We start from the raw sequence: 23,947 nt of genomic DNA on the forward strand, positions 1-23,947 counted from the left end.
CCGACGCCGCAGCGAAGTGGGATCCGGCCCGGCGCGGTTGCGGGGGGGGCGGAGACCTGGCGAACGGCCAGTGGGCCCGGTTGGGGCCGCTGCTGCCACGGGGGGATCAACCGGGCCGGTCGCCATCCTCAACGAGTGGCCGTGACGGGCACCCTGTTGAGACCATGCGCCGGTGAACTCAGGACTCCCCGCCGGATGGACGATCGAACACGTACGCGCTCTTTCCGGAGACCCGAGCGCTGCCCCGCTCTCCTCGGATCGGCTCGTTGCCGTCGAGGTCGCCGGTCGGGACGACCACGAGCTGCTCCAACCCGATGTGATTCTTGCGTTCCACGAACTGTGCCTCGTGCGGGACGGCGGTGAGTGGTTCATGGGTCAGCTCGACGCTGACGGCTCAGTGATCTGCTGGGCCTCCTACGGATCCGACCTGGCCGGGGCCATCCGCAGCCTCTGAACGACACCCCGCGACGACCGCATCTCCAGCCACCTTTCACAACGGGCTCTAGACGAGGCGGGTGGCGCCCGGGGACGGTGCTGCCGTCGTGATGCGGGGCGGGGTGAAGCCCGCGCGGCGGAAGGCGTCCGTCACGGCCCGGGTCACCGACCGCTCGGCGTCCGCGTCGATCAGGGACAGTGCCGAGCCACCGAAGCCGCCGCCCGTCATCCGGGAGCCGTAGGCACCCGCCGCGTCCGCCGTGGAAACCGCCAGGTCCAGCTCCGGGCAGGACACCTCGTAGTCGTCGCGCAGCGAGCGATGGCCTTCCGTCAGTAGGGGTCCCGTCTCGCGCAGTCGGCCCGCGCGCAGCAGTTCCTCGACGCGCAGGACCCGCTGGTTCTCGGTCACGACGTGCCGGACGCGCCTGCGCCCGACCGGGTCCTCCAGGCGGGCCAGGGCCTGCTCCAGCTCCTCGTGCGGGAGGTCGCGCAGGGCGGGCAGGCCCAGGGCCGCGGCCGCGCGGTGGCAGGAGGCCCGGCGCTCGGTGTAGGCCCCGTCGGAGAGTGCGTGCTTGACCCGGGTGTCGATGACGAGGAGGCGCAGGCCGGCCGCCGCGCAATCGAAGGGGATGTGGCGCTGGTCGAGGCTGCGGGTGTCCAGGTGGAGGGCGTGCCCCCCGGTGGCGCAGGCCGAGGCCGTCTGGTCCATGATCCCGCAGGGGACACCGACGTACGCGTTCTCGGCGCGCCGGGCGAGTGCGGCCAGTTCGGGGCGGGTGAGCGGGATCCCGTACAGGTCGGTGAGGGCCAGCGCGGTGGCCACTTCCAGGGCGGCGGAGGAGGACAGGCCGGCGCCGGTCGGTACGTCGGACCGTACGTGCAGATCGGCGCCGCCGACCGGAAGTCCGGCGTCCCACAGGGCCCAGGCGACCCCGGCGGGGTAGGCGGCCCAGCTCGCGGCGCCCTGCGGCGGGCGCGCCGGGTCGAGATCTGCGAGATCGAGGCTAACCGTGCCGGAGGGGACCTCGGTGGAATGGACCCGCAGGATCCGGTCGGTGCGCCGGGCCGCGGCCACCTCGGTGCGCTGCGGGAGGGCGAAGGGCAGGACGAAGCCGTCGTTGTAGTCGGTGTGTTCGCCGATCAGGTTGACCCGGCCCGGGGCCGCCCAGACCCCCTCGGGCGGGTACCCGTACAGCTGTTGGAAACCGTCCTGTGTCGACCGGGTCACGCGCTCGCCACCTCCCGCAGCCGCGCGGCCGCGTCCTCGGGCCGGACGTCGTTCATGTAGGCCTCCATGCCGGATTCGGTCCCGGCCAGGTACTTCAGTTTGTCCGCCGTCCGACGGATCGTGAAGAGCTCCAGGTGGAGCGCGAAGTCGGCCCGGCCCTCGCCGGCCGGCGCCTGGTGCCAGGCGGAGATGTACGGGGTCGGCTCGGGCCGGTCGAAGAGCCGGTCGAAGCGGCGCAGGAGCTCCAGGTAGACCCCGGGGAACTCGGCGCGGGCCCCGTCGCCGAGGGCGGGCAGGTCGGGGACGCGGTGGCGCGGGTAGAGGTGGACCTCGTACGGCCAGCGCGCCGCGTAGGGCACGAAGGCGGTCCAGTGCTCCGTTTCGAGGACGACGCGGGTGCCTTCGGCGCGCTCGGCGGCCAGGACCTCCTCGAAGAGGTTGCCGCCGGTGCGTTCGCGGTGGGCGGCGACGGTGGCGAGCATCCGGGTGGTGCGCGGGGTGACGAAGGGGAAGGCGTAGATCTGGCCGTGCGGATGCCCGAGGGTGACGCCGATCTCGGTGCCGCGGTTCTCGAAGCAGTAGACCTGCCGGACGCCCTCGCGGACGGAGAGTTCGGCGGTGCGGTCGCTCCAGGCGGCGAGGACGAGCGCGGCGCGTTCCTCGTCGAGGTCGGCGAAGGAGGTCAGGTGGTCGGGGGTGAAGCAGATGACCTCGCAGCGACCGGTGTCGCCGGCGAGGGAGGGGAAGCGGTTCTCGAACACGGCCACCTCGTAGTCGGGCGCCGGGATCTCGCTCGCGCGGCCCTCGGTGGAGGGGCACAGCGGGCAGGCGTCGGCGGGCGGGTGGTAGGTGCGGCCCTGCCGGTGGGAGGCGATGACGACCCGGTCGCCGAGCAGCGGATCGCGCCGTACCTCGGAGCTGCTCGCGGTGGCGGACGCGTCGAGCGGACGCGTGTCGGGGACGGCGCGTGCGGCGCCGTCGCCGGTGTCGTAATAGAGGATCTCGCGGCCGTCGGCGAGGCGGGTGCTCGTGCGCTTCACGGAAGGAACTCTCTCACTACGGGGTGACGACCGTGGTGCGGCCGGGGTCGGGCTGGTCGCGCAACGGCAGGACGGTGCCGGGGCGCTCCAGTTCGAGAACGATGATCTCGTTCCCGTCCGCCGGGTCGTGCCACGGGGGTCTGGGGGCGTGGGGCCGTGGGGCGCGTGCTGCGGGCCCGGGCCCGGAGACCGGCCCCCGGCACCCGGCGGGGTTGCTCCCGCACCTGACGGTCCGCTCGAGGGCGCGTCCGCACCGCAGGTCGGTGGTCGCCCCGTCCGCGACGGTCGCGACGCCCGCGGCCGGCCCCTCGCGTCCGCGGTCACCGGCGGGAACGTCAATGCGTGCACGCCGTTCGGGGCCGCGGCGGCCCGGATCCGCATCAAGCGGTGCGGGCCGGAACGGCCTGGATCCGCATCAAGCGGTGCGGGCCGGAACGGCCTGGATTCGGCACCGGTCCCCGAAGGGCTCGGCGCTGGTGGCACCGGGTGACGGGGACACGGCCGGCAGGACCGGGAGACCGCGCTTGTCCGCCGCGGCGGACCCGCACTACGGTGCCGGTGTGGACCTCTTCACCCGTTCCTGGACGGCGTTGCGCACGACGGTCGCCGAGATCGCCGTGGGCGACTGCCTCGGCGCGTACGTCCTGGAGCGGACGCTGCACCACCTCGACCTGATCGCCCACCTCCCGGACGCGCGGACCCGGCCGCCGAACGAGAGCCCGGCCCGCTCCGACGCCCTGCTGGAGCGGATCGCCGGGGCGGCGTTCCCCCCGTCGTTCACCGACCGGAACGCGCTCCTGGTCGGCACCGGTCGCAGCGCGCCCACCGACGCACGGCGGACCGAACTGCGCGAGGTGGCGGTGAGGTCCCCGCTCGTCCTGAGCTGACCCGCCCCCGCAGCAAAGGGGACCGGGCCGGCCCTGGTCACGGGGTGCTGAGGGCGCTCAAGGCGGTCGAGGTGCTCGTTCCGCTGAACGGATGCAGTCGTGGAGCAGCCGGGCATCCTCAGGGATCACAGTGGCCCCATTTCACGTTGAACCGTCAAGAGGTGCGCTCCGCACCGCTGGCCCCTGGTACGAGGAGGATCCGATGCATGCCGCCGAGGAGAACCGGCAGGTGCTGGACTCGGTCAGCGTTCTGAACGCGAAGAGGACGCTGCTCCAGCTGCTCGGTCGGGCGGGGGTCTCCGCCGACGATGCGCAGGGCCTGATCGCCCTGGTCGAGGCGGGCGCCCTGGCCGGCGCGTGCGAGGAGGTCGGCGCACTCGGGGGGTCCGTCCCCGGGGACAAGGGCGAGCCGTACGAGTCGGGCTGGCTGGACGGTGCCCGTGCCGTCGCCGAGGAGCTCGGGGGGATCGCCGAACGGGCACTGCGGCGAACCGTCGACCGCGACGGACCGAGCACCGCCGCGGCCGCCCGGCCACCGGTCGGGCGCATGGAGGTGGAACAGGCGAAGGCGGCCGTCACCCCCCTCTACCTCACCTTCACCGCCGTCTCCGACCTCGACCCCGAGGTCACCGAGGAGGTGCTCCGTGCCGTCCTCGCCACGATGACCCCCCGACAGAGGGCCCGGTACGCGGGCCGGCTTGCGGAATTCGCCGCAGCGCACCGGGCCCGTCTGGAGCGGTTGTACGTGGAGTACGGGCCCGGCAGTGCCACCGCCATCCACGGCCGCTACTCCCTCCTGCACTCCGCCACCAGCATCGCCGTGCTGGAGCGGCTCGCCACGCCCGCGGCCGCCCTGCGGGAGGAGTGGGAGGCCGCCGAGCTGCCACCCGCCTGGCTGGACGGTCCCATGAGGGCCTGGGACGCGGTGGGCTGAGCCGCGGCGCCAGCCTCGGCGCCCGTCATCCCCGCCGACGCTCCCGGCCCTGCTGTCGGGTGGTACGCGGCCCTACTCGGCGCGGGACGCGTTGTCGGAGGGGCGCTCTAGCATGGGCCGCTCCTGATCATCCCCGGGCCGCGCAGTCGGTGACGCTGCCTCGGCCCCGCGCGAGGAGCCGCACCATGCCGTCCAGCACCGCCCCCCGGCCGCCGTACGTCGTCCCCTGCGCGGAATCGGCAGGTTCAGGGGCGCGGTACGCCCTCGTCGGCGCCGACGGGCGGCTGGTTCGGGCGCCGGAGTTGAGCGCGGTCGGGGCGTTCCACCCGGACGGCCGGGGCGGGTTCGTCGCCCCCGCCGCCGACCTGGAGGGCCGGTGCGGCTACCTCGACCACGACGGTGCGTGGCTGGCCGAACCGGCGCTTCCCTACACCGAAACGTTCGAGGCCGACGGGCTCTCCCGGTTCCGGGCGGAGGACGGCCGCTGGGGCTACGCCGGGACGGACGGAACGCCGGTCATACCGGCGACGCTGACGGAGGCCCACGTGTTCCGCCACGGCCTGGCCGCCGCCCGCACCGAGGACGGGACGGGCTACATCGACACCACGGGCCGCTTCGTGATCCGCCCGCAGTACGCCGCGGCGGGGTGGTTCGCGCCGAACGGGCTCGCCGGCGTGCGGATGGCCGACAGCGGGCGCTGCGGCTACATCGACCGCGCGGGCCGTACGGTCGTCGAGCCGCGGTTCGACGGGGCGAGGCCCTTCGGCCCCGACGGCGCGGCGCCCGTGCGGGTGGGCGGCCTGTGGGGCCTGATCGACGAGAAGGGGGAGTGGATCGTCGAACCGTCCTTCCGGATGCTCAACGCCTTCCACGCAAACGGCCTCGCCCACGTCCTGGGCGGTACCGTCGGCAACCACTTCCGCGGCTTCCTGAACGGCCGCGGCGAGGTGGTGATCAAGGCGAACGACCGGATGTCCGAGGACTTCCGGTGCGGACTGGTGCGAATCGACAACGGCTACGCGCACGGCTACCTCGACGCCGCCGGTGAGGAGGTCATCGAGCGGGAGTACGAGTGGGCCGAGGACTTCGACGCCGCCGGAGCCGCAGTGGCCCATTACCTCGAACCCATGGACGATGACGCCCCCGAGGACGCCCCCGAGGGCGCCCCCGACGAAGATCGTGCCGCCGACCGCCCCTGCGGGCGGGCGTGGGGGGTCCTTCGCTCAGACGGACGGTTCGTCCCGGTCCACCATCTAGAGCCCCTCACCGACGAAGAGGGCTGGGTCCTCGGATTCGGCTTCGGGACCGGACTCGCCGCGTTCGTCACCCGCGGCGGCGGGGTCGCCCACGTGGACCGCGACGGCACGGACGTCTGCCGGGTCGAGGCCACCGCTGACGGCGGCGCCCTACGCCTGGTGAACCGGGCCGGGACGATCCTCTGGGAATCCACCGCGGCCGAGGGCACGTTCGCGTCCGTGGAGCCCGCCCACTGCCAAGAGGCGCACTCGTACCTGGTGTACCCCGGTGCCCCGGAACGGGACGTCGCCGACCTCGCGGGCGAGCTGCTCGCTGCCGAGCCCCGCCCCTTCGAACCCTGCTCGCTGATCTTCGACGACAGGGAGGACCCGTACGAGCCCGCCGAGCCCGAGGACGACCCGGACGCCGACGGCACCTCGTTCGGCGCGATGAGCGTGGTCGCCCGGACCTTCCTCTACGCCGAGCACCAACACGACTTCTCCTTCCTCCAGGACTGGACGTCCGAACGCTTCGGTGAGATCGAGCACGACGTCATCGGCCGGCTCACCGCCCGCTTCGGCGACCCGCTCCCGGGAGTCGAGCTGTGCCTGCGCTCCGGCGACGGCGAGTCGTCCACGGTGTGGCGGGTCGGCACGCAGCAACTGGTCCTGCAGTCGTACTGCCTGGTCGGCGACGGGGACATGGAGATCCAGCTCTGGCTCGCCGCCGTCGCGCCGTCCGCCGAAGACGCCCAGCCGTCGCCGTAGCCGTAGCCGTAGCCACCGGCCGTACCGGCGCGGTGGGTCGGGTGGTGGCCGTGAACTCCCGCCCCTCCTGCTCCGTCAACCTCCGGACCCTGACGGGTGGCGCCACCCCTGCTCACGGAGCCCGGTCAGAGCGGCGGCGAGAGCGACGGTGGTGGCTGCGACGACCGCCGCCGATCGGGTGGTACGAGGCATGTTCTCTCCCAAGTACTCGGGGGCATACCGGCGATGCGGCACCAGGCCGGCGACGCCCGCCAGGTGCCGGCAAGCAGCTGAACACAGTCCGGCCCCTCTCTGTCAGAACGCCGATTCGGCCATGGGGGCCCGGACTGTCCGGGGGCGGAGCGCAGAACGGATCGGGCGCCCGTGCACGGCGATCGGCGTGGACCGGTTCGAGCAGCTGGCACAGCCATCCGACCGTGCCCGGTGGCGTACGTCTCGGGGGGGGCAGGTCAGCCCCGGGGTGCCCCTCGAGCAGGCCGATGGAAGCGGAGGCCAGAGCATCACATAACGTGCCCTCCATGCACCAGATGTACTCGGCCGGGCCCGGCTCGGACGGCGAAGACGCAGGCAGGCGGCGGTTCCTCGCGATCGCGACGGGGGCGGCCACGGCTGCGGGGTTCGGCGCCCTGGCCGGTTGCGCGAACGACAGCGGAGACAGTGCCGGCGGATCCGGGTCGGGGCCGAAGTCCGGGGCGGCGTCGGAGTCCGCCGAACCGGGCAAGAGGCCGTCGGTCGCCGCGGCGCGGGGTCTCGACGTCAAGGCCGAGAACGCCCGCCCGGGCCATGCCGACTGGCCGGTGGAGAAGGCCGGCCCGGCGCGGGCCATCGAGGGGTTCACGGACAAGGTCAGCGTCCTGCCCGGCGAGTCCTTCGGGCTGCACGTGTCGACGACCGCACCCCGGTTCACCGTCTCCGCCTACCGGATGGGCTGGTACGGCGGGGCCCGGGCGCGGCTGGTGTGGCGCTCCGAGGCCCTGCCCGGGGTCCGGCAGCCGGAGCACACGGTGGACGCCGGGACCAGGATGGTCCGCACCCGGTGGACCCGTACCGCCACGGTCGAGACGAAGGACTGGCCGGAGGGCAGCTATCTGCTGCGGCTGGACGCGCAGGGCGGCGAGGGCCGGCGGTTCGTGCCCCTCACCGTGCGGTCCGCGGTGACCGCGGGCCGCACGGTCGTGGTCAACGCGGTGGCCACCTGGCAGGCGTACAACCGGTGGGGCGGCTACGGCAGCTACGACGGCCCCAGCGGTGGCTTCGCCTCCCGCTCGCTCGCCGTGAGCTTCGACCGGCCGTACGAGTACGACGACGGCGCGGGCCTGTTCCTGGTCTACGAGGCCCCGCTGATCGCGCTGGCCGAGCGGCTCGGCATACCCCTCGCCTACACGACCACCACCGACGTGGCCCGGGAGAAGCGGCTCCTGGAGGGGGCGGCGGCGGTGCTCTCGCTCGGGCACGACGAGTACTGGTCGCCGGAGCAGCGGGCCCACGTCACGGCCGCCCGCGACGCCGGTACCAACATCGCGGTCCTGGGTGCGAACTGCTGCTACCGCCGGATCCGGCTGGAGCCCTCCGACCTGGGGCCGGACCGCACGCTGGTCTGTTACAAGTCGTCCTACGAGCAGGACCCGGGGTTCAAGCGCGGCCAGCCCGCAACGGTGGACTTCCGCTCCGCGCCCGGCGCGGACCCGGAGAGCTCGCTGCTCGGCGTGATCTACGACGGCTATCCGGTGGACGCCCCGTACGTGGTGACCAATCCCGGACACTGGCTCTTCGAGGGCACCGGGGCGCGGGCGGGCGACCGCTTCGAGCACCTGGTGGGGGTCGAGTACGACAAGGTCGACACCGGGTTCCCGACGCCCCGGCCGATCGAGATCCTGGCCCACTCCCCCGTGGTGTGCGAGGGGCGGCCCAGCCACCAGGACACGGCCTACTACACGGTGGCGAGCGGGGCGGGGGTGTTCGCGACCGGCACGATGCGGTGGGTGGAGGCCCTGGACGCGACCGGCGACGGCCGCAGCGGACGCAACCACGGCCTGGACGCGCGCTCGGGAGCGCTGACCACCCGGGTGACGGAGAACCTCCTGCGGGTGTTCGCGGTGGGCCCGGCCGGCCGGGCCCACCCGGCACAGGACAACGTCAAGGCGGTGTACGGGAGTTAGCGATCCGAGGGGCGCGGCCGGGCAGCGGGTGGGGGCCGGGTCGACGAGGGTGGACTTCGCCCGAGCGGGGTGTTTAGGATCGTGATCACGGCATCGCGTGTCGGTCACCGACTGGGTGAGGCATGGAGGCGCCGTGACGTGCCCGTCGGAGGCATTCACTCATGTCCGTCCATCTGAACCACACGATCATCCATTCCCGTGACAATCGGGAGTCCGCCACCTTCCTGGGCCACGTTCTCGGCCTGGAGGTCGGGACCGAGTGGGGACCCTTCATCCCCGTGGACACCGCGAACGGCGTCACCCTGGACTTCGCGACCATCCCGGCCGAGTCGATCACCGTGCAGCACTACGCCTTCCTCCTCTCGGAGGTGGAGTTCGACGCGGCCTTCGAGAAGATCAAGTCGGCGGGGGTCCCGTACTTCGCCGACCCGCACGGCCGGCACCCCGGCGAGATCAACCACAACGACGGCGGCCGCGGGGTCTACTTCACGGATCCGAGCGGCCACGGGATGGAGATCATCACGCGTCCGTACGGCTACCAGGAGCCGGACGCCGAGTAACCCTCGGCCGGTTCGGGGAAACGGCGACGCCCGGCCGGGAGCGGTGCTCCCGGCCGGGCGTTCTCGACGGGCGTGCCGTCGGTGTTGCAGGGGCGGCAGGATTCGAACCTGCGGCCTTCGGTTTTGGAGACCGGCGCTCTGACCAGCTGAGCTACACCCCTTCGATGGGACCAACCATGACACGAACGAGCCCGGAGATCCAATCAATTCCCCGCTCGACCGGGTGCGAGTCCTTCCCCGGAGTGTTTTCTGACGGTGGACCACGCGCCGATCACCATCGAACTCACCCGGGACGAGGCCCTGGTCCTGTCGGACCGGCTGGAGGGGTGCAGATGACGCACGGTGCAGATGACGCACCTCAGCCGCCCCGTGGCGGACGAGGCGGTGTGGGTCCCATCCACCGGACCGCCGGAACGCTGGATACGGCCCTCCCCGAAATCTTCGCGGCGGACTACGCGGAGCGCCTGGCGGCGGCGCGCCTTCGTCTCCTCCCTTCCGACGACACCGACGACACCGACGGCGTGGGTGGCGGGACCGCGGGGTCGGGAGGATCGTGGTGAGGGGACCCGTGGAGCGGGAGGTTCCGTCATGCCCCGAAGTCGTCGCCCGGGGCGGGTGCGGGGCTCGCTCCTCGCGCTCGCGCTCCTCGCACCCGTCCTGCTGGGCACGGCCCCGGGCGGCTCGGGCGAAACGATCTCCCTCTCCGGGAAAGGGCCCGGCCAGCGGCTCGACGTCACCTTGACGCAGGTGGTGGACCCGGCGCCCCCCGCCGGGCCGGAGCCCGCCGGGAGCGACCGGCTCGTCGCGACCCGCTTCCGCCTGGAGAACACCGGGACCGCCGGCTACCAGGACTCCCCCGCGCCGGCCGCGCACCTGCTGGACTCCGCCGGGCGGCGATACACCGGCGACGACGTCCCCACCACCGCCGGGCCGGCCTTCCCCGAGACCGTCGACCTCGATCCGGGCGGCACGGCGGAGGGCTTCATCACCTTCCGGATCCCGGCGGACGCCGACCCGGCCGCGGTTCAGTTCGCCCTGAACACCGGCCTCGCCGACGACGTCGGCCAGTGGAGCCTGCCGCTCCCGTAGCGGGCTGGTTTCGGCCGCCCTCTTGACCACTCTGGTCCAGACCAATAGTTTCCGGCATGCACAGCGCACGCGCACACACCCCGCTCCCCGCATCCGCAAAGGAAGCCCATGCGCCGCAGCATGCTCGGCAGGCTCGCCGTCGCCGCCTGCTCCCTCTCCCTGCTGACCGCCTTCGCGCCCGCTGCCGCCGCGCAGGCCGACGGCGGCCACGACCGTCCGTACAAGAAGGTCGGCTACTTCACCCAATGGGGTGTCTACGGACGGGACTTCCAGGTCCAGGACCTGGAGGCGAACGGCTCCGCCGGCAAGCTCACCCACATCAACTACGCGTTCGGCAACGTCAGTGCGCAGGGCAGGTGCTTCACCGGGAACGTGCCCGGCGAGGCCGACGCCTGGGCCGACTACGTGCGCCCGCTCGACGCGGCGAACTCCGTCGACGGGGTGGCCGACACCGCGGAACAGCCGCTGGCCGGCAACTTCAACCAGCTGCGCGAGCTCAAGGCCAGGCACCCCGGCCTCAAGGTGCTGATCTCGCTGGGCGGCTGGAGCTGGTCCACGCACTTCTCGGACGCCGCGCTCACCCCGGCTTCCCGCAAGGCCTTCGTCGAGTCCTGCATCGACCTCTACATCAAGGGAAACCTGCCCCAGGACGGCGCCCGCGGCGGAGCCGGAGCGGCCGCCGGCGTGTTCGACGGGATCGACCTCGACTGGGAGTGGCCCGGTTCCGCGGGTGACACCGACACGAAGTACCGGCCCGAGGACAAGCAGAACTTCACCGCGCTCGTCAGGGAGTTCCGGACACAGCTCGACGCGTACGCGCGGAGCCAGAAGAGGAAGACCGGGTACGAGCTGACCGCTTTCGTCCCGACCGCCCCCGCCAAGATCGACGCGGGCTTCGACGTCCGCCTGATCATGCGCGACCTCGACTTCGTGACCCTGCAGGGCTACGACTTCCACGTCTCCGGCGAGCCGAGGACCGCCCAGCAGTCCGCGCTGCGCGCCCGGGGCGACTTCAGCGTCGACGGGACCGTGAACGCCTGGCTCCGGCGCGGCGCGCCCGCGGACAAGCTGGTGATGGGCATGCCGTTCTACGGCCAGGGCTGGACCGGCGTCAGCGGTGGCGGGGACGGCATGGGGCAGCCCGCCACGGGCCCGGCACCGGCCACCTGGTCGGCCGGGTACGAGGACTACAAGGCGCTGAAGAAGCTGGCCGACTCCGGCACCTACACGATCCACCGGGACCGGCGCGACGGCCACGCCTGGCTCTTCGACGGCACCACCCTGTGGACGTACGACGACCCCCAGGTGCTGCGCGCCAAGACCGGCTACATCCGCGAACACGGCCTCGGCGGTGCCATGTTCTGGTCCCTCGACGCCGACACCGCGGACGGCGAGCTGATGACGGCCGTCGACCGGGGCCTGCGCGGCCGCTGATCCGGGCCGCCCCTGACCGGCGCCGCCGGGCCGCGGAAAACCATCCGGCCCGGCGGCGCCCCTCCACGTACGCTCCCCCGCATGAGGAACTCGACGGTACGGGCGGTCAATCGGCTCACGACGCGCTGGGCCGCGGCCGCGCAGGTCCCGGACGGGAACACGGGCACCGTGTTCACCGCGGCCGGGCTATGGCCGCTGCTCGCCCTGCTCGCGGACGGCTCGGGCGGCCCGGCCCGCGCCGAACTGGAGCAGGCCCTGGGCATACCCGCCGATGCCGCGGGCCGGGCCGCCCGCGAGCTGCTGGCCGCCCTGGCCGGCGTACGGGGCCTTCGGACGGCGACCGGCCTGTGGACCGATGCCGGGCTCCCACTGGAGGGGGACTGGTCGGCGAAGCTCCCGGCCGACGCCCGGGGGACGCTGACCGGGGACCCGGACGCCGACGCCGAGGCGCTCGACGCATGGGCGTCGGACCGGACGGACGGGCTGATCGAGCGCATGCCGGTGGCCTTGGACGAGGACACCCTGATGGTCCTGGCCTCCGCGCTCGCGCTGCGGCTGCGGTGGATCCAGCCGTTCGACGAGTGGGGCGGGGAGCCGCACACCGGCCCGTGGGCCGGGCGCCGCGTGCGCATGCTGTACCGCAGCACCTCGCTGCTCGACCGGGTCCGGGTGGCGCACGGCCCCACCGGTGCGGTCACCCTGCTGGAGGTCGTCGGGGCGGCGGGCGTGGACGTCCACCTCGTGCTGGGCGAGCCCGGGGAGCCGGCCGGCGGCACGCTCACCACCGGGATCGCCGCCATCACCAGGGCCCTCCCCGCCACGGCGGTGAGCCTGCTCCCCGACGGGCGCCCCGGTCCGGGACTGGCGGTCGGCACGGTGGCCGCCGACTCCCCCGAACCCCGGCTGGACATCCAGACGGTGGCCTTCGAAGTGCGGTCGGAGCACGACCTCCTCGACCACGCCCGACTGTTCGGGCTGGAGACCGCCACCGACACGGACCGCGGCCACTTCCCCGGCGTCAGCTCCCGGCCGCTGGCCGTCGATTCGGCCCGGCAGACCGCGCTGGCCCGGTTCGATGCCGAAGGCTTCGAGGCCGCCGCCGTCACCGCCTTCGGCCTGGTGGGCTGCGCGGCGCCGGCGCGACCCAGGTACCGGGCCCGCCGGGCCGAGGTGCACTTCGACAGGCCGTTCGGGTTCCTGGCAGTCCACCGGACCTCGCGGCTGGTGCTGGCGGCCGGCTGGGTCGCCGAACCCGACGCCTATGTGCCCGAGCCCGACGCCGACGACTTCTAGCCCGCCGCCGCCCGGCCGGACCGGCGGTGGGCGACGGCCAGCGCCGCCGTCTCGCCGAAGGCGGGGACGCGCCCGGTGCCGCCGCGGCCCGACACCGAGAGGGAGGCGGCGGCCGCGCCGTGCGCCACGGCGTCCGCGAGGGCGTCCCCGAGGACGAGCCGGGCGGTGGTGGTGCCGGTGAAGCAGTCCCCCGCACCGGTCGCGTCCACCGGCTCGGGATCGACCGGCACGGGGAGGTACGCCGCCCGGGTGCCGTCGTCCAGCAACAGCCGGTCGGCGCCCGCGGTCACCGCGACCGTGCGGGCACCCAGCGCGCGGCAGCGGACGGCGGCGGCGCACGGGTCGGCGGTACCCACCAGGGCCCGCGCATCGGCGGGGCACGAGAGCTTGAGCAGCCCGGTCAGCGGTGCGATCTCGGCCAGCAGCTGCCGGGCCTCGGCCGGTCCGGTCAGCCGGGACCGGAAGTTGGGGTCGTACGTCACGTGCCCGCCCGCCCCGTGCACCCACCGTGCCGCGGCCAGGACGGCGGCGCGGCTGCTCGGCGACAGGGCGCCGGTGATGCCGCTGGTGACGAGCGCTCCGCAGCCGGTCAGCAGGTCCCGCCAGGATGCGACGTGCCCGGGTCCCAGGGTGGATCCGGCGCTGTGGGTGCGCCAGTAGACGAACTCGCGGTCGCCGTCGGGGTCGGCGGAGAGCAGGTAGGCGCCGTTGGGGTGCGGGGCGCGGCGGACGTGGGAGACGTCCACGCCGAGTGCGGCGGCCCGGTCCAGCAGCGGGACGCTGAGCTCGTCGTCGCCGACCACGGCGAGCAGGGCGGTACGGGCGCCGGCCGCGGCCGCGGCGGCCGCCGCGTTGAGGGCGTCCCCGGAGTAGGAGATGCGGGCCGGGGTGCCGTCGGTGGCCCCGCGCAGGGCGGTGCCCGCATGGATCTCGACCAGGACCTCGCCGAGTACGAGGACGTCGTAGTGCAGGTCGGCTCCTGCGGCCACGGTCAGTGCCCCGCAGCGGTGTCGCAGGATCCGCAGCACGGCGTGGCCGCGCCGGCGAACACGGCGGCGAGTTCGTCCGGGTCGGACGGCAGGCCGTCGCCGATCCCGACGGCCGTCGCGCCGGCGGCGAGCCAGTCCGGTACCTCTGCGGGCCGGATGCCGCCGGTCGCAACGATCACCGCCCCGGGCAGGACGGCCCGGAGGGAGCGCACGAACCCGGGGCCGCCGACGTGCGCCGGGAACACCTTGGCGGCTCCGGCGGCCCGGACGGCGGCGGCGATCTCGCCGGGGGTGAACCCGCCCTCGATGAAGACGGCTTCGCGGCGCACGGCCACCGCGCGGACCGCGGGGGCGGGGTAGGGGGAGATCAGGAAGGCGGCGCCCGCGTCAAGGGCCGCCTCCGCCTGTGCGGTGGTGGTGACCGTGCCTACGCCGATCAGCGCCGGACGGCCGTGGACGTCGTTCAGCGCGGCGGTGCGGGTCACGGCGGCCGCCCAGCCGGGGGTGGAGGTGGTGAGCTCGACCGCGCGGCAGCCGGTGGCGAGCAGGTCGGTGGTGTGGCGGACGGCCTCGTCGGCATCGGCATTGCGCAGCACGGGCAGCACGCGCTGGGCCGCCAGCACCGCGTAGAGGTGCCCCGACGGGTCGCCGGACGGATCGTCCGACGGTCGGCCGGACAGGTGGTCTGACGGATGGCCAGGCATGCGGCCTGACGGGTGGCCTGACGGGTTGTCGGGCAACGGACCCTCCCCTTCACTCCCCCGCTTGTTCCACGTAGTGGAACGGCGTACTGTATCGCGGAACCATGTGGTCTAGACCCTACCCATGCGGGGAGCGCTCGTGTCAATGGATGAAGCAGCAGCGGGCGGTCGCGCGGGGCGGACCTCCGCGGCCGGTTCCGCCCTGGAGAAGTCCCTGCGCGTCCTGGAAGCGGTGGCCGCGCCGGGCGGCCCGCACCGACTCGTCGATGTGACGGCGGCGGCCGCGGTGCCCAAGTCGAGCACCTTCCGCATCCTGGCGTCGCTGATCGACCAGGGCTTCGTACGCCAGGAGGCCGACAGCAGGTACGGGGTGGGGCCGCGGCTGCGCGGATTGTCCGCCCTGGTCGACGCCGGGGAACCGGCCAGCATCGGCCGCGTCCTCGGCGAACTCCGGCGGGCCACCGGCCAAACGGTCCATCTGGCCCTGCACAGCGGGCGGACCGTCACCTACGTCCGCAAGCTGGAGAGCGAGGACCAGCCCTTCCGGACGGCCTCCCGCGTCGGCATGCGCATGCCGCTGCACACGACCGCGATCGGCAAGAGCATCCTGGCCCTGCTGCCCGCCGAGGAGGTACGGGAACTGATCGGCACGACCGGATTGCCGCGCCGGACGCCGCACACGCTCACGACCGCACGAGCCCTGCACGCCCAACTGGCGACGGTCCGCGCCCGGGGCTTCGCCGTCGACGACGAGGAGAACGAGCCCACCATCCGCTGCATCGGCGCGGCGATCCCCGGTCCGGCGGGCCGGCCGGTCGGCGGGGTCAGCGTCACCACCGTCACGTTCCTGGTCTCCCGCGAGGAGCTCGAGGCGTACGCACCGGCTCTGCGCGCGGCCGCGGAGGCCCTGGCTCCACTGCTGTGAACCCCGAGGGAGGGCCCCGGTGGAAGGCCGTGGAAACCCTTCGGGAAAATTCTTTCGGATAACTGTTATCGACGCCCCCGTCGACGGTCTCCCATGTGTCGGGCATCATCGACCGCCGGTACGGACAGGGAACATCACATGACTACTCAGCACACCGCAGCGCTCGTGGCAGCGGCTCGCGCGGGCGACCCCCGCGCGCAGGACGAGCTCGTCAGCACCCATCTCCCGCTCGTCTACAACATCGTCGGGCGGGCCCTCAACGGGTCCTGCGACGTGGACGATGTGGTGCAGGACACGATGCTGCGGGCGCTCGACGGGCTGGCCGGCCTGCGCGTGGACGAGAGCTTCCGGTCCTGGCTGGTGGCGATCGCGATGAACCGCGTGCGGGCGCACTGGCAGGCCCGGCAGAGTGGTTTCGGCGAGAGCACCCTGGAGGCCGCGAGCGACGTCGCCGACCCGGGTGCCGACTTCGTCGACCTGACCGTCACCCGCCTCCAGCTCGCCGGACAGCGGCGCGAGACGGCCCGCGCCACCCGCTGGCTGGAGCCGGAGGACCGGGCGCTGCTGTCGCTGTGGTGGCTGGAGTGCGCAGGGGAACTGACCCGGGCGGAGGTGGCGGGCGCGCTGGAGCTGACCCCGCAGCACACGGCGGTCCGGGTGCAGCGGATGAAGGCGCAGCTGGAGTCGGCCCGCGTGGTGGAGCGCGCGCTGGACACCCATCCGGCGTGCGAGGAACTGCGGACCGTCATGGCGGGCTGGGACGGGCAGCCCTCGGCGCTGTGGCGCAAGCGAATAGCCCGGCACGCCCGTGAATGCGTACGTTGTTCCGGACTGTGGAGCGGACTGGTCCCGGCGGAGGGCCTGCTGGCCGGTCTGGCCCTGGTACCGGTCTCGGCGGCCCTGCTCGCCGGGGTGAAGGCGGCGGGGGCGACCGGCTTCGCCCCCGTGAGCGTGGCTTTCGCCGAGGGTTACGACGGGGGCGTCAGCAGCGGCTTCGACGACGCGGCGACCCAGCTCACCCCGATAGCCGACGTGGGCGGCGCCGGCCGCGGCGCGCTGCGCAAGCGCCGGCAGAGCCGCCGCCGGGTGGTCGGCGGCGCGGTGCTCGCCGCCTGCGTCGCGGGCGGCGGGCTCGTGTACCTCGGGGGGCTGCCGGGTTCCGGTGACACGAAGGAGGGCGCGGCCGCGCCCGCGACCCCGCTGGCGGCGCTCGCTGCGACCGAATCCACCGCTCCGCCCTCGGAGTCGGCCTCCCCCTCCGCGTCCCCGTCGCCGTCCGCGTCGGCCTCCGCCTCGCCGAGCCCGTCCGCGAGCCCGAGCCCGACGCAGTCCAAGAGCAAGTCCCCCAGCCCGAAGGCTTCGGCGGCCAAGCCGGCGCCCGCCCCGCCGTCGGGCGTGGCCGGCCAGGTCGTGGCCCTGGTCAACAGCGAGCGGGCGGCGGCCGGCTGCGGCCCCCTCAAGGAGGACCCGCAGCTGCGGGCGGCGGCTCAGGGGCACTCCGACGACATGGCGGCCCGGGACTTCTTCGACCACACCAGCCCCGACGGCAAGGACCCGGGCGACCGGACGACCGCGGCCGGCTACCGCTGGTCGACGTACGGGGAGAACATCGCGCGGGGCCAGCAGACGGCCCAGTCGGTCATGGACTCCTGGATGAAGAGCCCGGGCCACAAGGCGAACATCCTGAACTGCTCCTTCAAGGACATCGGCGTGGGCATCCACCAGGGCTCGGGCGGCCCCTGGTGGACCCAGAACTTCGGCGCGCGGTAGGAAGCGGTACGGAGCGGTCGCCCGGCCCGGTGGGGCCGGGCCCGCCCTTCAGGGCCGCGGGCCCCGCAGCTTCTCCGGGACCGGCTGATCGAGGGAGGTCGGCCCGGTCAGCTTCCGGCGAGGGCGCGCAGCCCTTCGGCGCAGTCCGCGTGGTCCGGCGCCCAGCCCAGCTCGGCCCGGGCCCGGGCGTTGGACACGCGCATGCTGGTCGTGACCATCCGGTGGGCGTAGGGGAAGGGGCGCATCAGCCAGGTGGGCGCGCTCATCGGCTTCGGGGTGCCGAACGCCTCGGCGACCTCGCGGACGTGCGCGCCGAATCCCGTCGGGGTGTCGTCGACGATGTTGTACGCCCGCCCGGGGCGACCGCCCTCGACGGCGAGGGCCACGGCACGGCCGGCGTCCGCCAGGTCGACCCAGGGCAGTACGCGTCCGTGGTCGGTGACCGCCGGTACCTTGCGCCGGCGCAGCATCCGCGCGAGCGACTCGGTGGCTCCGGCGCCGTAGAAGAGGCCGAAGCGCAGGGCGATGCCCTCGATCCCGTCGGAGCCCAGCATCAGCTCCTCCTTGACCCGCATGCCTTCGAGGTGGCGTTCCACCGCGCGGTCGCCGGTCGGGGCGAACGGGTCGGTGTCCTCGGTGATCACGTGGTCGCCGAAGTCGCGGTAGCCGTAGCCGTAGCCGAAGACCATCGACTCGGCGATGACGCGGCGGGCGCCGAGCGCACGGGCGGCCTCCATGAGGTTCCTGGTGCCGGTCACCCGCAGGTCGTCGGTGGCGAACATGTCCTTGTGCCGCATCGGTGCGGTGCGCAGGGCGGTGGCCGCGTGCACGACCGTGTCGACCTCGATGCCCTTGACCGCCCGCAGCAGACCGTCGCGGTCCATCAGGTCGGCCCGTACCCCGGCCCCGGCTCCGCGGCCGAGGCCGATCACGGTGTGGCCGGCGCGGGTGAGCGCTCCGGTGATGTGGCGTCCCAGGACTCCGCTCGCCCCGGCCAGCAGTACGTTCTTGGTCTCGTTCATACCCGGAGGACCGGATGCCCCCGGCGAACGTGACGCCTCCGGGGTGCGACCCGCGTCACACCCCGGCGCGGGTCAGTGGTGGAAGCCGGACCGCGGGGCGGCCGCCGGTTCGGGCGGGGGCGAGGCCGTCAGGTGTTCCACGGCCGCGCGCAGGTCGGTGACGAGCAGGGCCATCTGATCGCGGGTCACGCCGTGCCGGACGAGGACGCGTTGGATGACCGTGTCGTCGCGGTCGGCGGGCAGCGGGTACGAGGGCACCTGCCAGCCGCGCATGCGCAGGCGGTCGGAGAGGTCGTAGAGGTTGAAGGGGGTGGTGTCCGGGTCGGCGAGTTTGTAGGAGACGGCGGGCAGGGCGCCCTGGCCGTCGTAGAGGAGGGTGAAGGGGCCCATGTCGGCGATCTGCCGGGCGAGGTACTGGGCGGTGTCGGCGCAGGCCTCCTGGACCCGCCGGTAGCCGGCCCGGCCCAGGCGCAGGAACAGGTAGTACTGCGCGATGATCTCGCCGCCCGGGCGGGAGAAGTTGAGGGCGAAGGTCGGCATGTCGCCGCCGAGGTAGTCGACGTTGAAGACGAGGTCGGCGGGGAGCAGGTCCGCGGTGCGCCAGACGATCCAGCCGACCCCCAGCGGCGCGAGACCGTACTTGTGACCGGAAGTGTTGACGGAGGCGACGCGCTCCAGCCGGAAGTCCCACACCACGTCGGGGTGGAGGAAGGGCGCCACGAACCCGCCGCTCGCACCGTCCACGTGGACGGGAACGTCCCAGCCGTGCTCGGCTTGGATCCGGTCGAGTTCGGCGGCGATCTCGGCGACCGGCTCGTAGTCGCAGGTGTAGGTGACGCCGAGGATGGCGACGACGCCGATGGTGTTCTCGTCGACGTACTCGGCAAGCTGATGGGCCTGCAGGCCGGTGGCGCCGGCCTCGATCGGGACCTGTCGCAGTTCGACGTCGAAGTAGCGGGCGAACTTCTCCCAGCAGATCTGGACCGGGCCGCACACCAGGTTGGGGCGGTCGGTGGGCAGGCCCGCGGCGCGGCGGCGCTCGCGCCACCGCCATTTGAGGGCGAGGCCGCCGAGCATGGCGGCCTCGCTGGAACCGGTGGTGGAACAGCCGGCCGCGGTGGTGCCGGCGGGGGCGTTCCACAGGTCGGCCAGGATGTTGACGCAGCGGGACTCGATCTCGGCGGTCTGCGGGTACTCGTCCTTGTCGATCATGTTCTTGTCGAGGCAGACGTTCATCAGGCGGTGCACGCCCTCGTCCGACCAGGTGGTGCAGAAGGTGGCCAGGTTCTGGGCCGCGTTGCCGTCCAGGAGCAGCTCGTTTCGGAGCAGTTCGTAGACGACCTCGGTGGGTGAGTGGCCCTCGGGAATCTTGTACTTGGGGAGGATCTGGCCGCTCAGCGTGGACGCGAACACGTCCGTGTCGGCGTCCTGGGCGCGTGCGTCCTTCGTCTCGTGAAGAGCCATATCGGGACTATAGGCGCAGAAGAGATCTTTATCGGGCAGGACGGACGGGGCGCGGGCCGGAACGGGGCCCGCGCCGCAGTCGCCGGCGCAGCCCGGCCGTTCTCCACCCGGTCATGGCGGTCAGTCGCGGGCCTGGAGGCGCGCGTCCCGTGCGGAGGGTCCGCCGGTCGGCGAGGAGTTCGACAGGGGTCCCGACATCGAGGGTCCACCGGAGGTCCCGACCGCATTCACCCCGAAGTCACCCGGCACGCGCCCGGGTCGGGCCTGACGCTCTGCTTCCAGCCGACTCTGCAGTGTGACCCCGCACATAGCGCCCCCCTTGCTCAGGAGAAATTACCGTCCAGTAGGCTTCGCCCCGTAGATCTTCCCGTACAGACCCCTAAAGTCGCTCCGAACCGGAAGATCATCCAACTTGTTCTATCGGCAACTTATCGCTGCATGTCCGGATACAGGCCAACCCCTTCCCGGGCCCTGATACCTCTTCGGACCATGAAGAAGATCACTCGCCGTCAGGCCTTGGGGACGACTGCCGGTGCCCTCACCGTCCTCGGCCTGACCGCCGCTGCCGCGGGCGCCACGAACGCCGCCGCGACCCCCTCCGAGCCCACCACCCCGGGCACGGTCGACGAGGTCTACCAGGGCCGTCGCATCCAGATCACCGCCGGCGGTGGCGGCCACCACGGCGGCCACCACTCTCCCGGCCAGCCCACCGTCCGAATAGACGGTAAGGAACTGCACGTCATGCGCAACGCCGATGGCACCTGGATCAGCGTCATCAACCACTACGAGACCTTCGCCGACCCGAAGCTGCTCGCGCGCGCGGCCGTCCGCGATCTCCAGGGCGCCGCCCTCGTTCCGTTCGGAGGTGCGGCATGACCGTCCGCAAGAACCAGGCCGCGCTGACCCCCGAGGAGAAGCGCGCCTTCACCTCGGCACTGCTGGAGCTCAAGCGCAACGGCAGCTACGACCGCTTCGTCACCACCCACAACGGCTTCATCATGAGCGACACCGACTCGGGCAACCGCGTCGGCCACCGCTCCCCCTCCTTCCTGCCGTGGCACCGGCGCTTCCTCCTGGAGTTCGAGGAGGCGCTCCAGAAAGTGGACGCCAGCGTGGCGCTCCCGTACTGGGACTGGACCGTGGACCGGACCTCTCGCGCCTCCCTGTTCGCCGCCGACTTCCTCGGCGGCACCGGGCGGGCCCGCGACGGGCAGGTCATGGACGGACCGTTCGCGTACGCGACGGGCAGGTGGAACATAAACGTGCGGGTGGACGGGCGCGCCTACCTGCGCCGCGACCTCGGCGCGGCCGTCGCCCAGCTGCCGACGAAGGCCGAGGTGGACGCCGTACTCGCCATGCCGGTCTACGACATGGCGCCCTGGAACAGCTCTTCCAACGGCTTCCGCAACAACCTGGAGGGCTGGCGCGGAGCCAACCTGCACAACCGGGTGCACGTGTGGGTCGGCGGGCAGATGTCCACCGGGGTCTCCCCCAACGACCCGGTGTTCTGGATGCACCACGCCTTCATCGACAAGCTGTGGGCCGACTGGCAGGCCAAGCACCCCCAGTCCACGTACCTGCCGGGTGCGGGCACGCAGAACGTCGTCGACCTGAACGACACCATGCGGCCCTGGAACAACGTGACCCCGGCGGACATGCTGGACCACCGGAAGTTCTACACCTTCGACACCGAACCGGCGGCCGCACCCGCCGCCAGCCAGCGGTAGTGCAGTTCGGGGCGGCCGACCTGACCGTACCGGGGAGTGCGGTCCGCGCGGCCGGTGTCCACCAGGTGCTCCAGGTAGCGGCGGGCGGTGATCCGGGAGATCCCGGCCGCCTCGGCCGCCCCCGCCGCGGTCAGCCCCTCGGGCGCTGACCGCAACAGTGCGGCGACCCGGTCCAGGGTCGGCGCGCTCAGCCCCTTGGGGAGCTCGGCCGGGCGGGGTGCGCGCAGCGCGGCCATCGCCCGGTCGACGTCGTCCTGGCCGGCCGCCTCGCCCGCCGTCTGGCGGAACTCGGCGTACCGCAGGAGCCGTTCGCGCAGGGTGGGGAACGCGAACGGCTTCAGGACGTACTGGACGACGCCGAGGGACACGCTCTCGCGGACCACTGCCAGGTCCCGCGCGGAGGTCACCACGATCACGTCGACGGGATGTCCGGCGGCGCGCAGCCCGCGCGCGAAGCGCAGGCCGTGTCCGTCGGGCAGGCCGAGGTCCAGGAGCAGCAGGTCGACGCGGGTCCGCTCCAGGAACCGGGTGGCCTCGGCGAGCGAGTGGACGGCGCCGACGGCGGTGAAGCCGGGCACCCGGCCGATGTAGAGCGCGTGCGCGTCGGCGGCCACCGGGTCGTCCTCGACGATCAGTACGCGCACCCCGCCCCCGCTCATCGCGGGCCTCCCGGGTCCGCAACGGGTGCGGGCGCGATCGGCAGGCGGACCGTGAACTCCGCGCCACCGCCCGGGCCCTGCGCGGCGACCACCGCGCCGCCGTAGCGCTCCGCCACCTGCCGGACCAGCGCGAGGCCGAGGCCGCGGCCCTCGCCCTTGCCGGACCAGCCCCGGCGGAACACGTCCACCCCCTGGGGCAGTCCGGGTCCGTTGTCCGCGACCCGCAGCAGCAGCTCGTCCGGCTCGGGCCGCAGCGTCACCGCGATCCGGGCCCCCGGTACGGCGGTGAGTGCGTCGACCGCGTTGTCGATGAGGTTGCCGAGCACGGTGACCAGGTCCCGGGCCGGCGGCAGCCCGCCCCCTTCGGCGAGACTGCGGCTGTCGGCGGTGACGACGAGTTCGACGCCCCGCTCGTGCGCCTGGGCGGCCTTGCCCAGCAGCAGCGCCACCAGCACCGGCTCCCCCACCGCGGTGACCACCTCGTCGGTGAGGGCCTGGGCGAGTTCCAGCTCGGCGGTGGCGAAGTCGACCGCCTCGTCCGCACGGCCGAGTTCGATGAGCGAGACCACGGTGTGCAGCCGGTTGGCCGCCTCGTGGGCCTGGGAGCGCAACGCCTGGGTGAAGCCCCGCTCGTGGTCGAGTTCGCCGGTCAGCGCCTGCAGTTCCGTGTGGTCGCGCAAGGTGACCACGGTGCCCCGGCGGCCGCCGCCCGCGACCGGCGAGCTGTTGACCACCAGCACCCGCTCCGCGGTCAGGTGCACCTCGTCCACCCGGGGCCGGTCCGCGAGCAGGGCCCCGGTGAGCGGGGCCGGCAGACCGAGGTCGGCGACCCCGGTGCCGGTGACCTCTCCCGGCAGACCCAGCAGTTCACGTCCGGCGTCGTTGATCAAGGTGATCCGGCGCTGCCCGTCGAGCATCAGCAGCCCCTCGCGGACCCCGTGCAGGGCCGCCTGGTGGTAGTCGTACATCCGGCTGAGCTCTGCCGCGTTCATGCCATGAGTGTGACAGCGCAGCCTCGCATTGACGACGTACGTGCCCACGCCGCCGAGGGCGAGCGCGCCGCCCGCGACCCAGACGAGGGCGGAGAGCTGCGCGGCGAGCCGGTCGCTGATGGCGCGGACGGTGATCCCCGCGCTGACCAAGCCGATGATCCGGTCCCCGTCTTGGAGCGGGGTGACCACGCGGATGGAGGGGCCCAGGGTGCCGGTGTACGTCTCGCTGAAGGTCTCGCCGCGCAGCGCGGGGGCGGTGTTGCCCATGAAGGGCTCGCCGATCCGGCGCGGATCCGGGTGGGTCCAGCGCCGCCCGTCGGGGGCCATGATCGTCACGAAGGCCACCCCGGAGTCCGCGCGGACCTGCTCCGCGTAGGGCTGGAGCAGGGTGGACGGGTCGCTTCCGTGCACCGCCCCCCGTACGGCCTCGCGTACGGACGGGGAGTCGGCCACCGCGCGGGCCACGGCCCCGGCCTGGCGCCGGGCGGCCTCCTCGGCCTGACCGCGGGCCGTGGCGTACGCAAAGACGGCGCAGCCCGCGACGACCACGGCGACCAGCAGCACCTGCATGGCGAAGAGCTGGCCGGCGAGGCTGCGCGGGGGGCGGGGGAAGCGGAACATGGCGCTCAGTGTGCA

The 23,947-nt window shown here is 73.3% G+C and carries 21 protein-coding genes and 1 tRNA gene; 13 read left to right on the forward strand and 9 right to left on the reverse strand.

Annotation, left to right across the window (positions count from 1 at the left end):
• Window positions 1-172: 172 nt before the first annotated feature.
• Complete coding sequence (locus tag ACIQK6_RS20850; RefSeq protein WP_329095419.1) at window positions 173-454, forward strand: hypothetical protein; 282 nt, start codon at window positions 173-175, stop codon at window positions 452-454.
• Window positions 455-502: 48 nt separating this feature from the next.
• On the opposite strand, the gene galK is transcribed toward ACIQK6_RS20850, so the two are convergent.
• Window positions 503-1,663 carry a galactokinase gene (gene galK / locus ACIQK6_RS20855; protein ID WP_329095420.1) on the reverse strand — a complete coding sequence of 387 codons (1,161 nt, stop codon included), beginning with the start codon at window positions 1,661-1,663 and terminating at the stop codon, window positions 503-505.
• Window positions 1,660-2,703 (reverse strand): galactose-1-phosphate uridylyltransferase, encoded by a 1,044-nt coding sequence (gene galT, locus ACIQK6_RS20860; RefSeq protein WP_329095422.1) that lies wholly within the window; start codon window positions 2,701-2,703, stop codon window positions 1,660-1,662. Before galT ends, galK begins: the two co-directional genes overlap by 4 nt.
• A gap of 524 nt (window positions 2,704-3,227) precedes the next feature.
• Here galT and ACIQK6_RS20865 point away from each other — a divergent pair.
• The 5 genes from ACIQK6_RS20865 to ACIQK6_RS20885 all read left to right on the forward strand — a co-directional run bounded on the left by ACIQK6_RS20865 (window position 3,228) and on the right by ACIQK6_RS20885 (window position 9,246).
• Complete coding sequence (locus tag ACIQK6_RS20865) at window positions 3,228-3,590, forward strand: hypothetical protein (protein WP_402695234.1); 363 nt, start codon at window positions 3,228-3,230, stop codon at window positions 3,588-3,590.
• A gap of 202 nt (window positions 3,591-3,792) precedes the next feature.
• A complete protein-coding gene (locus ACIQK6_RS20870; RefSeq protein WP_402695235.1) occupies window positions 3,793-4,524 on the forward strand; it encodes a hypothetical protein in 732 nt (243 codons plus the stop codon).
• Window positions 4,525-4,709: 185 nt separating this feature from the next.
• Complete coding sequence (locus tag ACIQK6_RS20875) at window positions 4,710-6,527, forward strand: WG repeat-containing protein (protein ID WP_329095425.1); 1,818 nt, start codon at window positions 4,710-4,712, stop codon at window positions 6,525-6,527.
• 518 nt (window positions 6,528-7,045) lie between these two features.
• Window positions 7,046-8,686 (forward strand): N,N-dimethylformamidase beta subunit family domain-containing protein, encoded by a 1,641-nt coding sequence (locus tag ACIQK6_RS20880; protein ID WP_329095426.1) that lies wholly within the window; start codon window positions 7,046-7,048, stop codon window positions 8,684-8,686.
• A 161-nt stretch (window positions 8,687-8,847) separates the two neighbouring features.
• Complete coding sequence (locus tag ACIQK6_RS20885) at window positions 8,848-9,246, forward strand: VOC family protein (RefSeq protein WP_329095427.1); 399 nt, start codon at window positions 8,848-8,850, stop codon at window positions 9,244-9,246.
• Between the two features lie 87 nt (window positions 9,247-9,333).
• On the opposite strand, the gene ACIQK6_RS20890 is transcribed toward ACIQK6_RS20885, so the two are convergent.
• Window positions 9,334-9,407: transfer RNA gene (locus ACIQK6_RS20890), tRNA-Trp, on the reverse strand.
• A gap of 427 nt (window positions 9,408-9,834) precedes the next feature.
• On the opposite strand from ACIQK6_RS20890, the gene ACIQK6_RS20895 reads away from it, so the two are divergent.
• From ACIQK6_RS20895 to ACIQK6_RS20905, 3 genes are all read left to right on the forward strand, one after another.
• Window positions 9,835-10,335: a hypothetical protein gene (locus ACIQK6_RS20895; protein ID WP_402695236.1), complete on the forward strand. Its 501-nt coding sequence runs from the start codon at window positions 9,835-9,837 to the stop codon at window positions 10,333-10,335.
• A gap of 108 nt (window positions 10,336-10,443) precedes the next feature.
• The gene (locus ACIQK6_RS20900; protein ID WP_402695237.1) at window positions 10,444-11,769 is read left to right on the forward strand and encodes a glycoside hydrolase family 18 protein; all 1,326 of its coding nucleotides are present in this window, start codon (window positions 10,444-10,446) and stop codon (window positions 11,767-11,769) included.
• Window positions 11,770-11,850: 81 nt separating this feature from the next.
• Complete coding sequence (locus ACIQK6_RS20905; protein WP_402695238.1) at window positions 11,851-13,062, forward strand: serpin family protein; 1,212 nt, start codon at window positions 11,851-11,853, stop codon at window positions 13,060-13,062.
• Here the strand turns inward: ACIQK6_RS20905 and ACIQK6_RS20910 are convergent.
• Both ACIQK6_RS20910 and ACIQK6_RS20915 read right to left on the reverse strand, forming a co-directional pair.
• A complete protein-coding gene (locus tag ACIQK6_RS20910; RefSeq protein WP_402695239.1) occupies window positions 13,059-14,051 on the reverse strand; it encodes a PfkB family carbohydrate kinase in 993 nt (330 codons plus the stop codon). The two genes, ACIQK6_RS20905 and ACIQK6_RS20910, sit on opposite strands and share 4 nt — an antisense overlap.
• Before the next feature lie 2 nt (window positions 14,052-14,053).
• Window positions 14,054-14,755 carry a bifunctional 4-hydroxy-2-oxoglutarate aldolase/2-dehydro-3-deoxy-phosphogluconate aldolase gene (locus ACIQK6_RS20915; protein ID WP_402695240.1) on the reverse strand — a complete coding sequence of 234 codons (702 nt, stop codon included), beginning with the start codon at window positions 14,753-14,755 and terminating at the stop codon, window positions 14,054-14,056.
• A gap of 142 nt (window positions 14,756-14,897) precedes the next feature.
• Between ACIQK6_RS20915 and ACIQK6_RS20920 the strand changes: the two genes are divergently transcribed.
• Window positions 14,898-15,677 (forward strand): IclR family transcriptional regulator, encoded by a 780-nt coding sequence (locus ACIQK6_RS20920; RefSeq protein WP_329095435.1) that lies wholly within the window; start codon window positions 14,898-14,900, stop codon window positions 15,675-15,677.
• A 138-nt stretch (window positions 15,678-15,815) separates the two neighbouring features.
• Window positions 15,816-17,447, forward strand: a complete 1,632-nt coding sequence (locus ACIQK6_RS20925) for a sigma-70 family RNA polymerase sigma factor (RefSeq protein WP_329095437.1) — start codon at window positions 15,816-15,818, stop codon at window positions 17,445-17,447.
• Window positions 17,448-17,554: 107 nt separating this feature from the next.
• Here ACIQK6_RS20925 and ACIQK6_RS20930 read toward each other — a convergent pair whose 3' ends face one another.
• Entirely contained in the window at window positions 17,555-18,469 is a 915-nt protein-coding gene (locus ACIQK6_RS20930) for an NAD-dependent epimerase/dehydratase family protein (protein WP_402695241.1), read from the reverse strand.
• A gap of 72 nt (window positions 18,470-18,541) precedes the next feature.
• Window positions 18,542-19,933: a glutamate decarboxylase gene (locus ACIQK6_RS20935; RefSeq protein ID WP_402695242.1), complete on the reverse strand. Its 1,392-nt coding sequence runs from the start codon at window positions 19,931-19,933 to the stop codon at window positions 18,542-18,544.
• Between the two features lie 489 nt (window positions 19,934-20,422).
• On the opposite strand from ACIQK6_RS20935, the gene ACIQK6_RS20940 reads away from it, so the two are divergent.
• A complete protein-coding gene (locus ACIQK6_RS20940; RefSeq protein ID WP_329095440.1) occupies window positions 20,423-20,809 on the forward strand; it encodes a tyrosinase cofactor in 387 nt (128 codons plus the stop codon).
• A complete protein-coding gene (locus ACIQK6_RS20945; RefSeq protein WP_402695243.1) occupies window positions 20,806-21,660 on the forward strand; it encodes a tyrosinase family protein in 855 nt (284 codons plus the stop codon). Before ACIQK6_RS20940 ends, ACIQK6_RS20945 begins: the two co-directional genes overlap by 4 nt.
• Here ACIQK6_RS20945 and ACIQK6_RS20950 read toward each other — a convergent pair.
• Window positions 21,609-22,319: a response regulator gene (locus tag ACIQK6_RS20950; protein ID WP_402695244.1), complete on the reverse strand. Its 711-nt coding sequence runs from the start codon at window positions 22,317-22,319 to the stop codon at window positions 21,609-21,611. The two genes, ACIQK6_RS20945 and ACIQK6_RS20950, sit on opposite strands and share 52 nt — an antisense overlap.
• Window positions 22,316-23,932 (reverse strand): ATP-binding protein, encoded by a 1,617-nt coding sequence (locus ACIQK6_RS20955; protein WP_402695245.1) that lies wholly within the window; start codon window positions 23,930-23,932, stop codon window positions 22,316-22,318. Before ACIQK6_RS20955 ends, ACIQK6_RS20950 begins: the two co-directional genes overlap by 4 nt.
• Between the last annotated feature and the right edge of the window lie 15 nt (window positions 23,933-23,947).

The organism is Streptomyces sp. NPDC091682 (assembly GCF_044756625.1).
In the GTDB taxonomy this organism is placed as follows: Bacteria; Actinomycetota; Actinomycetes; order Streptomycetales; family Streptomycetaceae; genus Streptomyces.

What these genes read in the sequence shown, in the direction of transcription:
- ACIQK6_RS20915 (WP_402695240.1), bottom strand. Translation starts at nt 14,755, where the DNA reads ATGCCTGGCCATCCGTCAGACCACCTGTCCGGCCGACCGTCGGACGAT.
- ACIQK6_RS20930 (WP_402695241.1), bottom strand. Translation starts at nt 18,469, where the DNA reads ATGAACGAGACCAAGAACGTACTGCTGGCCGGGGCGAGCGGAGTCCTG.
- ACIQK6_RS20885 (WP_329095427.1), top strand. Translation starts at nt 8,848, where the DNA reads ATGTCCGTCCATCTGAACCACACGATCATCCATTCCCGTGACAATCGG.
- ACIQK6_RS20940 (WP_329095440.1), top strand. Translation starts at nt 20,423, where the DNA reads ATGAAGAAGATCACTCGCCGTCAGGCCTTGGGGACGACTGCCGGTGCC.
- ACIQK6_RS20955 (WP_402695245.1), bottom strand. Translation starts at nt 23,932, where the DNA reads ATGTTCCGCTTCCCCCGCCCCCCGCGCAGCCTCGCCGGCCAGCTCTTC.
- ACIQK6_RS20905 (WP_402695238.1), top strand. Translation starts at nt 11,851, where the DNA reads ATGAGGAACTCGACGGTACGGGCGGTCAATCGGCTCACGACGCGCTGG.
- ACIQK6_RS20920 (WP_329095435.1), top strand. Translation starts at nt 14,898, where the DNA reads ATGGATGAAGCAGCAGCGGGCGGTCGCGCGGGGCGGACCTCCGCGGCC.
- ACIQK6_RS20880 (WP_329095426.1), top strand. Translation starts at nt 7,046, where the DNA reads ATGCACCAGATGTACTCGGCCGGGCCCGGCTCGGACGGCGAAGACGCA.
- ACIQK6_RS20945 (WP_402695243.1), top strand. Translation starts at nt 20,806, where the DNA reads ATGACCGTCCGCAAGAACCAGGCCGCGCTGACCCCCGAGGAGAAGCGC.
- ACIQK6_RS20870 (WP_402695235.1), top strand. Translation starts at nt 3,793, where the DNA reads ATGCATGCCGCCGAGGAGAACCGGCAGGTGCTGGACTCGGTCAGCGTT.
- ACIQK6_RS20895 (WP_402695236.1), top strand. Translation starts at nt 9,835, where the DNA reads ATGCCCCGAAGTCGTCGCCCGGGGCGGGTGCGGGGCTCGCTCCTCGCG.
- ACIQK6_RS20950 (WP_402695244.1), bottom strand. Translation starts at nt 22,319, where the DNA reads ATGAGCGGGGGCGGGGTGCGCGTACTGATCGTCGAGGACGACCCGGTG.
- ACIQK6_RS20900 (WP_402695237.1), top strand. Translation starts at nt 10,444, where the DNA reads ATGCGCCGCAGCATGCTCGGCAGGCTCGCCGTCGCCGCCTGCTCCCTC.
- ACIQK6_RS20925 (WP_329095437.1), top strand. Translation starts at nt 15,816, where the DNA reads ATGACTACTCAGCACACCGCAGCGCTCGTGGCAGCGGCTCGCGCGGGC.
- ACIQK6_RS20935 (WP_402695242.1), bottom strand. Translation starts at nt 19,933, where the DNA reads ATGGCTCTTCACGAGACGAAGGACGCACGCGCCCAGGACGCCGACACG.
- ACIQK6_RS20875 (WP_329095425.1), top strand. Translation starts at nt 4,710, where the DNA reads ATGCCGTCCAGCACCGCCCCCCGGCCGCCGTACGTCGTCCCCTGCGCG.